Below are 16839 nucleotides of genomic sequence, written 5' to 3' on the forward strand. Positions count from 1 at the left end.
ATGCCTTGTCGGTGGTCATCAGCCGTTCTCTCCCAGCGCAAGGTGGATGAGGCTTTCGGCGTCCATGTCGTCGATCGTGTTCTCGTCGTCCCGCCCGGCGGGTTCCGTCGGTGGCGCGCTGGTGGTGATCTCCAACAGCGCCTCCAGCACACCCGCCGCGCGGAGCCGGTCCAGCGGGACGGTCGCGAGCGTGGCCCGCAGGGCCGCCTCGTCGGCCGGGCTGACGGGCGGCAGCAGGCGGTCCCGCAGGTGCGTGGCCAGCTCCGCCGGAGTCGGGTGGTCGAACACCAGGGCCGCGGGTAGCCGTAGCCCGGTCGCGGTGGTGACGCGGTCCCGCAGTTCGACCGCGGTCAGGGAGTCGAATCCCAGGTCCCGGAACGCGCGGTCTGGTCGTACGGAGGAGAGGTCGTCGAGGCCGAGCACGAGTGCGGCCCGTTCGCGGACCAGGTCGAGCAGCAGTTGGTCCCGTTCGAGGCCGGAGAGCTCGGCGAGCCGCGTTCGGAGCGTCCGCGACTCCTCCTCGGATCGAGGGGAGTCGGTGGCGTCGGCGGCGGGGGCCTCGGTGAGGTCGGCGAGCAGGGGACTCGGCCGGAACGTGGTGAACGCGGGGACGAACCGCCGCCAGTCCACGTCGACGACCACCAGCTCGTCCTCGTCGTGGTCGAGTGCCCCGCCCAGGGCCGCCAGGGCGTCCCCGGGGGGCATCGGGGTGAGTCCGAGGCTGGTCAGTTGGTCCCCGCCTCCCGAGGCCATGTTCTCGCCCGCCCACCACCCCCAGGCGATGGCGGTGGCGCGGCGGCCGAGGGCCCGCCGGCGCCGGGCGAGCGCGTCGAGCGCGGCGTTCGCGGCGGCGTAGGCGCCTTGGCGGGCGCTTCCCCAGATCCCGGCGATCGAGGAGAACAGGACGAACGCGTCCAGGTCGTCGTCGAGGAGCTCGTCGAGGTGGAGCGCACCGGCCACCTTGCCGGACAGTGCCCGATCCAGCGCCGTTCGGTCGAGGTCGGTGATCGCCCCGGCGAGGTTGACGCCGGCCGCGTGCACGACCGCGCGCACCGGGTCGCCCTGGGCGCGCAGTCCGGCGACCACCTCGGCCACCTGGTCGCGGTCGCCGAGGTCGCAGGCGAGGATGTCGACGCGGGCACCGGACGCGGTCAGTTCGGCCCGCAGGTCCGAGGCTCCCGGTGCCCGCGGTCCGCTCCTGCTGGTGAGCACGAGGTGTTCGGCGCCGCGGTCCACGAGCCACCGTGCGACGTGCGCGCCCAGTGCCCCCGTGCCCCCGGTGATCAGCACCGTGCCCCTGGGTGTCCAGGGTGCGGCCGTGGTGCCGGTCTGGGGCGCGCGGGTGAGCCGCCTACCGTGTGCTCCGTCGCGCCGGACCGCGATCTGGTCCTCGCCGCCCGGCGCGGCGAGCAGCCCGCACAGCAGTTCGGTGACGGGTTCCGCGAGGTCCTCCCCGGGCGGCACGTCGACCAACCCGCCCCAGGTGCGGGGGAGTTCGAGCGCGACCACGCGCCCGAGGCCCCAGGCCTGCGCCTGGGCCGGGTCGGGTGGCCCGTCGTCGGGTCCGACCCGCACCGCCCCCCGGGTGACGCACCAGAGGGGGGCGCGGAGCCCGAGTTCGTCGACCGCTCGTGCGAGCGCCACGATCCCGGCGGCCACGGCGGGGTCGTTGGCGTCGGCGGGGCTCGAGGGCATGGTGAGCACGCCGGCCGGTTCGGCGCCGTCGAGCGCGGACCGCAGGTCCTCGGCCGACACCTCCCCGTCGGGCAGCACGCGCACGTCGGCACCTCGGCGGGCGAGCGCGTCGAGCAGCGTCGCCGGCGGGTCGGTGGCCACGACGAGCCACGTCCCGGTCAGCACCGGTTGGGGCGGGGGCGCCAGTGGCCGCCACTCGACCCGGTATCGCCAGGAGCCCGGTGAGGACGCTCGCGCGGGGGCGGCGGCCTCGGGCCAGAAGCGCTGGTGTTGGAACGCGTAGGTGGGCAGGTCCACCCGGCTGGGCCGGGCCGGTGCGAGGACCCCGTCCCAGTCGAGCGCCGCCCCCCGGGTGTGCAGGCGCGCCACCGCGTTGGCGACGCACCCGACCTCGTCGGTCGCGCGGTCCCCGCGAAGCAGCGGGACGAACGTGATCGAGCCCGGGGCCCCCGGAACGTTGTCCCGGCCGGCGGCGCTCAACACCCCGTCCGGACCCAACTCCAGGAAGGTGGTGACGCCGTGCTCGGCCAGGACCCGGATGCCGTCGGCGAACCGGACGGTCTCCCGGACCTGCCGCACCCAGTAGCCGGGGTCGGCCCACTCGTCCCCGACAGTCGCGCCGGTCACCGACGAGACCGAGGAGATGCTTGGCGCGGTGTAGGTGAGCCGCTCCGCGACGGCGCGGAACTCGTCGAGGACCGGGTCCATCCGCGCGGAGTGGAAGGCGTGGCTCACCCGCAGGCGCCGGGACTTCCGATCAGGCAACCGGTCCACGAGGGCGGCGACGGCGTCCTCGTCGCCGGAGAGCACCACCGACTCCGGGCCGTTCACGGCGGCCACCGACACCCCCTCGGCCAGGAGTGGGAGCACCTCGGCCTCGGTGGCCCGCACGGACACCATCGACCCGCCGGGCGGCAACGCCCCCATCAACCGGCCACGTGCCGCCACCAGGGCGCTCGCGTCGGCGAGGGACAGCACACCGGCCACGTGGGCGGCGGCCAGTTCGCCGACGGAGTGGCCGAGGACGAAGTCCGGTCGGAGCCCCCACGACTCGAGCAACCGGAACAGCGCGACCTCGATGGCGAACAGCCCGGCCTGCGCGTACTCGGTCCGGTGCACCGCCTCCGCGTCGGCGAACACGACCTCCGCGACCGGGCGGTCGAGGTGCCCGTCCAGTTCGGCGCAGACCGCGTCGAAGGCCTCGGCGAACACCGGGTGCGCCTCGTGCAGCGCGCGTCCCATGCCGACCCGTTGGGAACCCTGCCCGGAGAACAGGTACCCGGTCGCCCCGGCGGAGACGACGTCCCGCACCAGGTGCGGTGACTCGGCGCCGTCCCGGAGCGCCACCAGGCCCCGGCGGAGTTCCTCCGGACCGGTGCCGAGCACCACGGCCCGGTGGTCGAGCGCCGCTCGTGTGGTGGCCAGGGACCAGCCGACGTCGACGGGGTCGGCTGGTCCGTCCACCAGGTCGAGCAGCCGGCCCGCCTGGGCGGTGAGAGCGGCCGGGGAGCGGCCGGACACGGGCCAGTGGAGCACGGGGGGCGTCGACGTCGGTGGACGCGGCCCGGTCCCGGGGGCCTCGTCCTCCTCGCGGGGCCGTTCCACCAGCACGTGCGCGTTGGTGCCGCTGATCCCGAAGGAGGACACCGCGGCCCGTCTCGGCCCGGTCCCGGGGGGCCATTCCGCCGCGTCGGTCAACAGCGACACGGAACCCTCGGACCAGTCCACGTGGGTCGAGGGTTCGTCGACGTGCAAGGTGCGCGGGAGGACGCCGTACCGCATGGCCTGCACCATCTTGATCACGCCCGCGACCCCGGCGGCGGACTGGGTGTGGCCGATGTTCGACTTCACCGAACCGAGCAGCAGTGGGCGGTCACGCTCCTGGCCGTAGGTGGCGAGCACGGCCTGCGCCTCGATCGGATCGCCGAGGGTCGTGCCGGTGCCGTGCGCCTCCACGACGTCCACCTCGGACGTCGTGAGCCGGGCGTTGGCCAGTGCCTGCCTGATCACGCGTTGCTGGGACGGGCCGTTGGGCGCCGTCAACCCGTTCGACGCGCCGTCCTGGTTGATCGCGGAACCCCGCACCACGGCGAGGACGGGATGCCCGTGCCGGCGGGCGTCCGACAGGCGTTCCACCAGGAGCACTCCGACGCCTTCCGCCATGCCGAAGCCGTCGGCGGTGTCGGCGAAGGCCTTGCACCTGCCGTCGGCCGCCAGCCCGCGTTGGCGGCTGAACTCCACGAACGGCCCCGGGGTGGCCATCACGGTCACGCCCCCGGCCAGGGCCATGTCGCACTCCCCCAACCGCAGCCCCTGGACGGCGAGGTGCAGCGCGACCAGGGAGGACGAGCAGGCCGTGTCGACCGTGACGGCTGGCCCCTCCAGCCCGAAGGTGTAGGCGACCCGACCGGAGACGACGCTGCCGGCGGTGCCCGTCACGAGGTGGCCCTCGGCCTCGTCGCCCATGCCCTCGAGGAGGGCCGCGTAGCCCGAGGCCGCCGCTCCGGCGTAGACACCGGTCCGGCTGCCCCGCATCGACAGCGGGTCGATCCCAGCCCGTTCGAACACCTCCCACGACGTCTCCAACAACAGCCGCTGCTGCGGGTCCATCGCCAGCGCCTCCCGGGGGGAGATCCCGAACAGCTCCGGGTCGAACGCGGCCACGTCGTCGAGGAAGCCGCCGGCGGCCACGTAGGAGGTGCCGTGGTGGTCGGGGTCGGGGTCGTGCAGCGCGGCCACGTCCCAGCCGCGGTCTCCCGGCAACCCCGAGATGGCGTCGCGCCCGTCCAACAACAACCGCCACAGCTGGTCCGGATCGCTGACGCCGCCGGGGAACCGGCAGCTCATGGCGACGATCGCGATGGGTTCGTCGCCGGCGGCGGAGGCGCGCACCGGAGCGTCGTCGGCGATCTGGCCCAGTGCCTGAGCACGCAGCCAGGCGGCCAGTGCCGCCGGGCTCGGATGGTCGAAGACGAGCGTGGCGGGCAACGGCAGGCCGGTGGCCGTGGCCAGCCGGTTGCGCAGTTCGACCGCCGTCAGGGAGTCGAAGCCCAGTTCGCGGAAGGCCCTCGAGTCGGTCACGGCGCTCGAGGTGGCGTGGCCGAGGACGGCGGCGGCGTGAGCGCGGACGAGATCGAGCACGAACCGCTCGGCGTCGGCCACGGGCAGCCCCCGCAGCTGGTGGGCGAGACCGATGTCCGACGGTGCCGAGGTCGAGGCGACGGGTCGCGGAGGTGGCAGCACCAGTCCGCGCAGGAGCGGGGGCACCCGGGTCCCGGTGCTGTCCCGCCCGAAGTCGAGGCGCGCGGCCAGCAGGAAGGGATCGGCCGAACCGGTGGCGGCGTCGAGCAACGCGAGACCGTCCTCGGTGGGCAGCGGGGACATGCCGGACCGGGACATGCGGGTCAGCTCGCCGTCACCGAGCGCGGCGGTCAGCCCGCTGCGGTGCTCCCACAACCCCCAGCCGATTGACTGCCCGACGAGACCCTCGGTGCGCCGGTGGTGCGCGAGCGCGTCGAGGTAGGCGTTGGCCGCCGCGTAGTTGGCCTGCCCCGGACCACCGAAGGTGGCCGCGGCGGAGGAGAACAGGACGAAGGCCGCCAGGTCGTCCCCGGCGGTGAGGTCGTGCAGGTGCCGCGCCGAGGTCATCTTGGGACGCAGCACCCCGGCCAGCCGTTGGGGGGTGAGTTCCGTGAGGACACCGTCGTCCAACGCGCCCGCCGCGTGCACGACGGCGGTGAGCGGGTGTTCCGCTGGCACGGCCGCGAGCACGGCCGCGAGGGCGTCGCGGTCGGCGACGTCACACGCGGCGAACACCGCCTCCGCGCCCAGCTCCGCGAGGTCATCGGCCAGGGCGCCCGCGGAGGGCGCGGTGGCGCCACCGCGGCTGACCAGCAGGAACCGTCGGATCCCGTGCTGGTTCGCCAGGTGACGGGCCACCAGGCCGCCCAGCACGCCGGTGGCGCCCGTGATCAGCGCGGTGCCCGCCGGGTCGAGCGGCGCGGGCACCGTCAGGATGACCTTCCCGGTGTGGCGGGCCTGGCTGAGGAACCGGAACGCCTCGGGTGCCCGCCGGACGTCCCAGGCCGTCACCGGCAGGGGGTGGACCACGCCCTGGTCGGCGAGGGTGAGGATGTCGGTGAGCATCCGCTGGATCCGGTCGTCCCCGGCGGACATCAGTTCGAACGCCTGGTAGCGCACGCCGTCGTGCGCTTCGGCGACCGCCTCGGCGTCCCGCACGTCGGTCTTGCCCATTTCGACGAAGCGCCCACCGGGGCCGAGCAGCCGCAGCGAGGCGTCGACGTACTCGCCGGCCAGCGAGTTCAGCACGACGTCGACGCCGCCACCGAAACGCCGCTCGAACTCGAGGGTGCGGGAGGAGGCACGGTGGTCGTCGGGGAGGCCCATCGCCCGCAGGGTGCCCTGTTTGGCCTCGCTGGCGGTGCCGTACACGTCCGCGCCGAGGTGCCTGGCGAGCTGGACGGCGGCCATCCCGACACCGCCGGTGGCCGCGTGGACGAGCACGGACTCGCCGGCGCGCAGCCCCGCCAGGTCGACCAGGCCGTGGTAGGCGGTCAGGAACGCCACCGGAACGGAGGCGGCCTCCCCGAAGGACCACCCGGCGGGCATCGGGGCGAGCAGTGGGCGGCGGGTCACCGCCACCGGCCCGAACGACCCGGCGAAGATGCCGAGCACCCGGTCACCCGGTGCCAGTCCTGCCACGCCGGTTCCGACCTCGGTCACGACGCCGGCGCCCTCGAAACCGAGGGGCCCCGGTTCACCCGGGTACATCCCGAGCGCGGTCAACGCGTCGCGGAAGTTGAGGCCCGCCGCGCGCACCGCGACCCGCACGTCGTCCGGGCCGAGCGGTGCCAGTGCCTCCGGGCACGGGACGAGGGCGAGGTTCTCCAGCGTGCCGGGCCCCGTGGTCGCCAGCCGCCACGCCGGCTCGCCCACCGGTGGTGTCAACGCGGGTGTCGTGCCTCGGGCCAGCCGGGGAACGAGCACGGTGCCGGCCCGCACCGCGAACTGCGGCTCGTCGAGGCCGAGGGCCGAGGCCAGGAGCCCGTCGGGCATCCCGAGGTCGTCGATGTCCACCAGGGTGAAGCGACCGGGGTGCTCCGACTGGGCGGACCGCAGCATCCCCCACACCGGGGCCTGGTCCAGGTCCACCCGGTCCGCCGGGGTCACCGCCACGGCCAGGCGGGTCACCACCACGAGCCGGGCCGTGGGATGCCGGTCCTGGACCAGCCAGTCCCGCAGGGTCCGGAGCAGCGCGGTGAGCGGCTCGGCCCCCTCACCCGGGGGGCAGGCGACGGCGACGAGGTCGGGGGACTCGTCCGCCCGGACCGTCCTGACGCCGGCCTCGGCCAGCCACGCGGCGAGTGCGCCGTCGTCCGGTTCGGCGACGGCGACGGTCGGCCCCTCGGCGGGGGTCAGCGCCGGCACCGTCCAGTCGAGCCGGAACAGGTCGTCGTGCCGGGCCGCGGCCGGGGCCTCCAGGGCGTCGGGCGCGGGTCGCGCCACCATCGCCTCCACGGTGGCGACGGGCGCGCCGGCCGGGTCGGCGAGGTCGATCCGGACCGCGTCCTCCCCGGCCGGGGAGAGCCGGACCCGCACCTCGGACGCACCGGAGGCGTGCAGGCGGACGCCCCGCCACACGAACGGCAACCTGGGCCGGTCGTCGTCGGGGAAGAACGCGCCGAGCCCGCTCGCCTGCACCGCGGCGTCGAGCAGCGCCGGGTGCAGGCCGTACGCGGTGGCCTCGCCGGCCAGCTCCGGGGGCAGGGTCACCTCGGCGACGACCTCGTCCCCCGTTCTCCAGGCGGCACGCAGCCCCTGGAAGGCCGGGCCGTAGTCGTAGCCGCGGTCGGCGAGGCGCTGGTAGGTCCCGGTGAGGTCGACGGGCGTGCCCTCCGACCAGCCGCCGACGTCCGGTTGGGCACCGTCCCGGGTGAGGGATCCGGTGGCGTGCCGCGTCCAGGGCGCGTCCTCCCCGGCACCGTCGGGTCGGCAGTGCACCGCGAGGGACCGGGTGCCGGTCGCGTCCGGTGCCCCGACCACCAGCTGGACGGCGACCCCGCCGTGGGCCGGGAGGACCAGCGGCTGTTCGAGAACCAGCTCGGCGAGGCGGTCGCAGCCGGTGGCGTCCCCCGCGCGGAGCGCGAGTTCCACGAACGCGGTGCCCGGCAGCAGGACGGTGCCCAGGACGCGGTGGTCGGTCAGCCAGGACGTCGACGTCCGGGACAGCCTGGACGTGAACAGGTACCCGTCCCCCTCCGCGAGGGGGAGCGCGGCGCCGAGCAGCGGGTGCGCGGGTTCGTCGAGGCCGGCGGCGGTGACGTCACCGGAGGTCCTCGCCCCGTCGGGCCAGTAGCGTTCGCGTTGGAACGGGTAGGTCGGCAGCTCCACCCGGCTTCCGCCGCGCACGACCTCCCGCCACGCCACGGGAACGCCGAGGACGTGCAGCGCGGCGGCCGAGCGCAGGAACGCGGTGGTGCCGTCCTCGTCGCGACGGAGGGTTCCGGTGACGATGGCGCCGGTGACGCCGGCGTCCTCCGTGGTCTCCTGGACTGCCATCGCCAGCACCGGGTGGGGGCTGACCTCGACGAACACCGTGTAGCCCTGCTCTGCCAGCCGCCGGGTCGCGTGTTCGAACCGCACCGTGTGGCGCAGGTTGCGGTACCAGTACTCGCCGTCGAGGGAGTCCGGGTCGGCCCAGTCGACCTCGACCGTGGAGAAGAACGGGACCGTGCCGGTGACCGGTGTGATCCCCGCGAGTTCGTCGCGCAGCCGGTCCCGGATCAGTTCCACCTGCGGGGAGTGCGAGGCGTAGTCCACGGCTACTCGTCTGGCGCGGACCCCGTCGGCCCGCAGCCGTTCCACGAGCTCGTCGAGCGCGGCGGGCGGGCCGGAGACGACCACCGAGGACGGGCCGTTCACGGCGGCCACCGCCGTTCCCCCGCCCGCGCCGAGCAGTGGCCGGACCCGCTCGACCGGAGCGGAGACCGCGACCATGCCCCCGAGGCCCGCGAGCTCGGCGAGCGCGCGGCTGCGGAGCGCGACGACCCTCGCGGCGTCGTCGAGCGGGAGTGCTCCGGCCACGCAGGCGGCGGCGATCTCCCCCTGGGAGTGGCCGAGGACGGCGGCGGGTTCGACACCGGCGGAGCGCCACAGGGCGGCGAGCGACACCATCACGGCGAACAGCACGGGCTGGACCACGTCGACCCGGTCCAGGGACGGCGCGCCGGGTACGCCCCGGAGCACGTCGACGGGTGACCAGTCCACCACGGCCGTCAACGCGTCCGCGCACTCACCGAACCGCCGCGCGAACACGGGCGAGTTGTCGAGCAGGTCCAGCGCCATCCCAGTCCACTGCGAACCCTGTCCGGGGAACACGAACACGGTCCGCCCCGGTACCTCGGCGATCCCCGTGACCACGTCCGGCGACGGGGCGCCGGACGCCAGCGCGGTCAGGCCGGTCACCAGGCTGGGCAGGTCGGCGCCGGTCAGGACCGCGCGGTGGCTGAAGGTGGCGCGGCCGTCGGCGAGCGAGCGGGCGAGGTCGACCGGCCGCGTCCCCGGGTGGCGGGACAGGTGGTCGCGCAGGCGGTCGGCCTGCGCGAGCAGCGCGGGTCCGGTGCGGCCGGACAGGACCAGCGGCACCGCCCCGCGCGGTCCCTCGTCCCGTTCCTGGGCGGCGGGCGGCGCCCCTTCGAGGATGGCGTGCGCGTTGGTGCCGCTGATCCCGAAGGACGACACCCCCGCCAGCCGCGACCCCCCGTCGTCCCGCCACGGGCGGGGTTCGGTCAGCAGGGCCAGCGCGCCGCTGCTCCAGTCGACGTGCGGGGACGGTTGGGTGACGTGCAGGGTGCGCGGCAGCTGCTCGCGTCGCAACGCCTGCACCATCTTGATCACCCCGGCGACGCCGGCGGCGGCCTGGGTGTGGCCGATGTTCGACTTGACCGATCCCAGCCACAGCGGTCGTTCCGGCGACCGGTCGGCGCCGTAGGTGGCGAGCAGCGCCTGCGCCTCGATCGGGTCACCGAGGACCGTGCCCGTGCCGTGCGCCTCGACGGCGTCCACCTGGTCGGCCGTCACGCCGGCGTCGCGCAGCGCCTGCCGGATGACGTCCTGCTGGGCGGGGCCGTTCGGCGCGGTCAGGCCGTTGGAGGCGCCGTCGGAGTTGACCGCCGTGCCGCGTACCAGCGCGAGCACCGGGTGGTTGTTGCGGCGGGCGTCGGACAGCCGTTCCAGCAGCAGGACACCCGCCCCCTCCGACCAGCCGGTGCCCTCGGCGTCAGCGGCGAAGGACCGGCAGCGGCCGTCGGTGGCGAGGCCGCCCTGCCTGCTGAACTCGCTGAAGATGCCGGACTCCGCCATGACGGTCACCCCACCGGCGAGTGCCATCACGCAGTCGCCGGCGCGCAACGCGCGCACCGCGAGGTGCAGGGCCACCAACGACGAGGAGCACGCCGTGTCCACCGAGACCGCCGGCCCCTCCAGGCCGAAGGTGTAGGCGACGCGGCCGGAGGCGACGCTGGCCGCCGTGCCGGTGAGGACATGTCCGGCTGGTGCGTCCGGCAGCCCCCGGAGGGCTGAGGCGTACCCGGACGACGAGGTTCCGGTGAAGACGCCGATCCGTTCGCCCCGGACCAGCGCCGGGTCGATGCCGGCTCGTTCGAACGTCTCCCAGGACGTCTCCAGGAGCAGCCGCTGCTGCGGGTCCATCGCCAACGCCTCGCGGGGCGAGATGTTGAAGAACTCGGCGTCGAAGTCGGGGACGTCGTACAGGAATCCGCCCTGTGCGGTCACCGACTCGTTCTCGTGCCAGCCCCGGTCGGTGGGGAATCCGGCGATGCCGTCCCCGCCGGCGGCCACGAGGTCCCACAGCCCGTCGGGGTCGGTGACGCCTCCCGGGTAGCGGCAGCTCATCGCCACGATCGCGACCGGCTCGGCCGAGGGGGTCACCGCCGGGGCGGGACCGGTGCGCTCGCGGAGCCCGGTGAGTTCGGTGTCGAGCCGTTCGGCGAGCGCGGTCGGGGTGGGGTGGTCGAAGACCAGCGATGCGGGCAACCGCGAACCGGTGGCCGCGGCGATGCGGTTGCGCAGTTCCACTGAGGTCAGGGAGTCGAAACCGAGGTCGGAGAACGCCCGGTCCGGTCGGATCGCGGTGGTGTCGGCGTGTCCGAGGACCGCGGCCACGGTGACCCGCACCAGTTCGAGCAGCGCGTGCGCCCGTTCGGTGTCGGGCAGTGCGGCGAGACCGGCGCCGGTCGGGCGGTCCGGGGTGGACGGGACGGCAGGACGGCGGCGGGAGGCCCGCACGAGGCCGCGCAGCGGATCCGGCACCGGTTGCCCGGCCGCCGGGTCGAGGTGCAACCGCACTGGCGCGACGACGGGGTCGTCGCGCCGCACCGCGGCGTCGAACAACGCGAGTCCCGTCTCCTCGGAGAGGGGACGCAGCCCGGTACCGGCCAGCCGCGCCGGGTCCGTGGCCATGCCGGTGGTGGGCTCCCACGGCCCCCAGGCGAGGGACACCGCCGGCAGCCCCCGGGCACGCCGCAGTTCGGCCAGTCGGTCGAGGAACGCGTTGGCGGCGGCGTAGTTGCCCTGGCCTGGGGCGCCGAGCAGTCCGGCGGTCGACGAGTACAGCACGAAGGCGGACAGGTCGAGGTGTTCCGTTGCCTGGTGCAGGTGCCAGGCGCCCGCGACCTTGGGGCGCAGCACCCGGTCGAGCGCGTCGTCGTCGAGTGTGGCGACGACGGCGTCGTCGAGGACCCCGGCCGCGTGCACGACGACGGTCAGCGGGTGTTCCGGGGGGATGTCCGCGACGAGGCGTGCGACGTCGTCGGGGTCGGCCACGTCGCAGGCCACCGAGGTGACGGTCGCGCCGAGATCGGTGAGCGGGACCACGACCCCGTCGGTGTCGGCGCGGCCGCCCCGGCTGGCCAGGACCACGTGCCGGACCTGGTGCGCGGCGACCAGGTGCCGGGCCAACGCGGTGCCGAGGGCGCCGGTGCCGCCCGTGACGAGCGCGGTGCCGTCGGGGTGCGGGGCGGGTGGCACGGTGAGCACCACCTTGCCGACGTGCCGTGCCTGGCTGAGGTGGCGGAAGGCCTCCGGTGCCCGGCGCACGTCCCAGGTGGTGACGGGCAGCGGGGTCAGCTTCCCCTGGTCGAAGAGCGCGAGGAGTTCGGACAGCATGGCCGCGATGCGGTCCGGCCCGGCGTCGATCACGTCGAACGCCTGGTACCGCACGCCGTCGTACGCCTCGGCCACGGCGAGGGGGTCGCGGACGTCGGTCTTGCCCATCTCCACGAACCGCCCGCCGGGGGCCAGCAGGCGCAGGGAGGCGTCGACGAACGGGCCGGCGAGCGCGTCGAGCACGACGTCCACGCCGCGTCCGCCGGTGGTCGCGCGGAAGCGCTCCTCGAACCCGAGGGTGCGTGACGAGGCGAGGTGGTCCTCCGCGAACCCCAGGTCGCGCAGCGTCCCCCGCTTGCCGTCGCTGGCGGTGCCGAACACCTCCGCTCCCAGGTGACGCGCCACCTGGGTCGCGGCCATCCCCACGCCGCCGGCGGCGGCGTGCACGAGGACGGCCTCCCCTTGCCGCAGCTCGGCGAGGTCCACCAGCGCGTGGTAGGCGGTGAGGAACACGATCGGCACCGATGCGGCCCGCTCGTACGACCAGCCGTCCGGGATCGGTGCCACCAACCGGTGATCGGTGACGGCGAACGGGCCGAACCCGCCGGTCAGCAGGCCCAACACACGGTCGCCCTCGGCGAGGCCCGGCACGTCCGGACCGACCTCGGTGACCACGCCGGCGCCCTCGATGCCCATGGTGGCCTGGCCGGGGTACAGGTCGAGCGCGATCAGGACGTCGCGGAAGTTCAGCCCGGCGGCCCGGACGGCGACCCGGACCTCGCCTGGGCGCAGCGCCCGGTTGGCGTCGGGCACGGGGAGGAGCCGCAGACCGTCGAGGGTGCCGCCGCCCTCGGTGTCCAGCCGCCAGGCCCGCCGCGCGGGTGGGGTGAGGACGACGTCGTCCGCCTCGGCGAGGCGCGGCACGTAGGTGGTCCCCGCGCGCGCGGCGACCTGCTGGGCCTCGCCCCGCAGGGCGGCGGCCACGCTGGCCGTGTCGGTGTCGTCGGTGTCCAGCAGGACGAACCGGCCGGGGTGCTCCGACTGGGCCGAGCGGACCAGCCCCCACACCGCGGCCGCGGCGGGGTCCGGTTCGTCGTCGGTCCCGCAGCTCACGGCCCGTCGTGTCACGATCGCGAGCCTGGAGTCGGAGAACCGGTCGTCGGCCAGCCAGTCCTGGACGAGTCGGAGTGCCCGGCGCACCGCCTCCCGGGCCGCGGCCGCCAGGTCGGGGTCGTCCTCGGGCACGAGCCGCGCGATGACCAGCTCCGGGGTGGTGGTCAGCGCGGTGAGGTCGCCGTCGGGGTCCAGCACCGCGTACCGGGGAGCTTCCTCGGTCGACGCGGGCTGAGCCCGCCACCCGGCGCGGAGCAGGACGCCGGGGTGCCGGGGTGCGGTCGCCGCGCCGGGGCGGAGGACGAGCGAGTCGACGGCCGCGACGGAACGCCCCTCGGTGTCGGTGAGCAGGAGCGCGACGGCGTCCCGTCCGACCACGGTGATCCGTGCTCGGACCGTGGTGGCGCCGGTGGTGCGCAACCTGGCCCCGCCCCACGAGAACGGCAGCCGACCGCGGTCGTCCTCGGCGTCGCCGGTCAGCAGTCCGCTCACGCCGAGCACGTGGAGGCCGGCGTCGAGCAGCGCCGGGTGCAGCCCGAACCCGGCGGTGCCGGTGGGGGGCAGTGCCAGCTCGGCGAACACCTCGTCGCCGCGTCGCCAGGCCGCGCGCGCGCCGCGGAACACCGGGCCGTAGTGGAACCCCCGGGTCGCCAGCTGGTCGTAGAGGTCGTCGAGGTCGAGGGGGGTGGCGCCGGGCGGGGGCCAGCTCTCCTGGCCGGCCGGCGGCTCGGTCACGTCGGGTGCCAGGGCACCGGTCGCGTGCTCGGTCCACGGTTCACCGGGTTCGCCCGAGGGGCGGGAGTGCATCGTGATGGGCCGGCGGCCGTCGTCGTCGGCCGCTCCCACGAGCAGTTGCAGCGTGACTCGGCCGTGTTCGGGCAGGGCCAGGGGGGCGCGCAGGGTCAGTTCCTCGACCGCCTCGCACCCGGCGACCTCACCGGCGTGCAGGGCGAGGTCGAGGAACGCGGTGCCCGGCAGGAGCACGGTGCCTCGGACGACGTGGTCGGCGAGCCACGGGTGCGTCGCGGTGGACAGGGTGCCGGTGAAGGCGAACTCGTCGCTGCCCGCGAGCCCGACGGTCGCGGCGAGCAGCGGGTGCCCGCCCGGGGAAAGACCCAGCCGTCCGAGGTCGCCGCTGGGCAGGGTGGCGTCGTCCGGCCAGAACCGGGTGCGTTGGAAGGGGTAGGTGGGCAGGTCGACGCGGCGGGTGCCCGTTCCGGTGTGGAAGGCCCGCCAGTCGACGGGAACACCGAGGGTGTGCAGCGCTCCGAGCGCGGTCACCAGGGTGGACGGTTCGTCCCGGTCGACCCGGGTGGTCGGGACGAACAGCGCGTCGGCCTCGCCCGCGCATTCCTGGCCCATCCCGGTCAGCACCCCGTCCGGGCCCACCTCGAGGAACGCGACGACGTCGTGGTCGAGCAGCCACCGGACGCCGTCGGCGAACCGGACTGCCTCGCGGACGTGCCGAACCCAGTAGTCGGGGTCGGCCATCTCGGCGGACACCGCGGTGCCCGTCAGGTTGGACACGATCGGGATTCCGGGCTCCTCGTAGCGCAGTCCCCGCACGACCCGGCGGAACTCGTCGAGCATCCCTTCCATCCGCCCGGAGTGGAAGGCGTGGCTCACCCGGAGCCGCTTCGTCCGGCTGCCCCGTTCCCGGAGCCGGTCGGCGACCGCGAGGACCGCGTCCTCGTCACCGGAGAGCACCACGGACCGCGGGCCGTTGACCGCGGCGACCGACACCCCGGGGGCCAACAGCTCCCGGACCTCCGCCTCGGTCGCCCGGACGGACACCATGGCCCCGCCCGGCGGCAGGGCCTGCATCAACCGGCCGCGCGCGGCGACCAGGGCGCACGCGTCGTCGAGCGCGAGGACCCCCGCGACGTGCGCCGCCGCCACCTCACCGATCGAATGACCGAGCAGGAAGTGCGGGCGTACCCCCCACGAGGTCAGCAGCCGGTGCAGCGCGACCTCGAACGCGAAGATCCCCGCCTGCGCGTGGATGGTCTGGTCGAGCACGTCGCCGTCGACCAGTACCTCGGCCACCGGGCGGTCGAGGTGCTGGTCGAGTTCCGCGCACACCGCGTCGAACGCCTCCGCGAACACCGGGTACGCGGCGGCCAGTTCCCGTCCCATCCCGGGGCGCTGGGAGCCCTGACCGGTGAACAGGAACGCCAGCGGCGCGTCCTCGCGGGCGGTTCCGACGACGGCGGTGGCCGAGGGGGTCCGCTCGGCCACGGCGGTCAGCCCGCGCAGCAACGCCACGTCGTCCCGGCCGACGACGACGGCCCGGTGCTCCAGGTGGGAGCGGGTGGTCGCCAGGGAGAACCCGACGTCGCCGGGGGCATGGTCGTCGACGTGGGCGGCCAGCAGCTCGGCCCGCTCGGCCAGTGCGGCCTCGGACCGGGCGGAGAGCACCCACGCGTGCACCGGCAGCGGCCGGGCCGTCGCGTCGGCGGTCGTGGTCGTGGCCGGCGGTTCCTCCAGCACGACGTGCGCGTTGGTGCCGCTCATCCCGAAGGACGACACGGCCGCCCGTCGCGGTCGGTCCGACTCGGGCCAGGGGACGCTCTCGGTCAGCAGCGACACCGCGCCCGCCGACCAGTCGACCCGGGTGTTGGCCACCTCGGCGTGCAGGGTGCGGGGCAGCACACCGTGCCGCATCGCCTGGACCACCTTGATCACGCCGGCGACCCCGGCCGCGGCCGCGGTGTGGCCGATGTTGGACTTCAGCGAGCCGAGCCACAGGGGGCGGTCCTCGGGGCGGTCCTGACCGTAGGTCGCCAGCAGCGCCTGCGCCTCGATCGGATCGCCCAGGGCCGTGCCCGTGCCGTGCGCCTCCACCATGTCGACGTCGGAGGCCGACAGGCCCGAGTTCGCGAGCGCCTGCCGGATCACCCGCTGCTGTGACGGACCGTTCGGCACGGTCAGTCCGCTGCTCGCCCCGTCGGAGTTCATGGCGCTGCCCCGCACGACCGCCAGTACCCGGTCGCCGTCGCGGAGCGCGTCGGAGAGCGTGCGCAGGACGAGCATCCCCACGCCCTCGCCCCAGCCCGTGCCGTCGGCACCGTCGGCGAACGCCTTGCACCGGCCGTCCACGGCCAGCCCCCGCTGCCTGCTGAACTCCAGGAACGCCGCGGGGGTGCACATGACGGCGACGCCACCGGCCAACGCCGTCGTGCACTCGCCCCTGCGCAGTGCCTCGCAGGCCCAGTGCAGCGCCACCAGCGAGGACGAGCAGGCGGTGTCCACGGTGGCCACCGGGCCCTCGAAGCCGAAGGTGTAGGCGATCCGACCGGACATCACGCTCGCGGCACTGCCGGTGGCGAGGTGGCCGCCGAGCTCGTCGGCCACCGACGTGAGCAGCGCGCTGTAGTCCTGGGCGTTCGAACCGACGAAGACCCCCGTCCTGCTGCCCCGGAGCCGGTCCGGGTCGATGCCGGCGTCCTCGAGGGCGGTCCACGACGTCTCCAGCAGCAGCCGCTGCTGCGGGTCCATCGCCAGGGCCTCGCGGGGTGAGATGCCGAAGAAGTCCGCGTCGAACTCACCGACCCGGTCGAGGAACCCGCCCTGGTCGGTGTAGGAGGTGCCGGGACGGTCCGGGTCCGGGTCGTGCAGGCCGTCGAGGTCCCAGCCCCGGTCGGTGGGGAAACCCCGGACGGCGTCGACACCGTCGGCGACGAGCCGCCACAGCTCCGCCGGCGAGTCGGCGCCCGGGTAGCGGCAGCTCATCCCGACGATCGCCACTGGCTCGTGCTCGGCGGCCTCCACCTCGTGCAGGCGTTGCCGGGTCTGCCGGAGCTCGGTGGTCATCCACTTCAGGTGGTCGAGCAGCTCCTGCTCAGTCGACATGGCCACCGCACCCCTCGTCGTTGGGGACCGTCG

General features: G+C 75.0%; 1 protein-coding gene. It reads right to left on the reverse strand.

Annotated elements, in window-relative coordinates; genetic code table 11:
• Positions 1-18 precede the first annotated feature (18 nt).
• Positions 19-16806 (reverse strand): type I polyketide synthase, encoded by a 16788-nt coding sequence (locus C1701_RS26105; protein WP_103057196.1) that lies wholly within the window; start codon positions 16804-16806, stop codon positions 19-21.
• Between the last annotated feature and the right edge of the window lie 33 nt (positions 16807-16839).

The sequence above is a fragment of the Actinoalloteichus sp. AHMU CJ021 genome, assembly GCF_002895405.1.
In the GTDB taxonomy this organism is placed as follows: Bacteria; Actinomycetota; Actinomycetes; order Mycobacteriales; family Pseudonocardiaceae; genus Actinoalloteichus_B; species Actinoalloteichus_B caeruleus.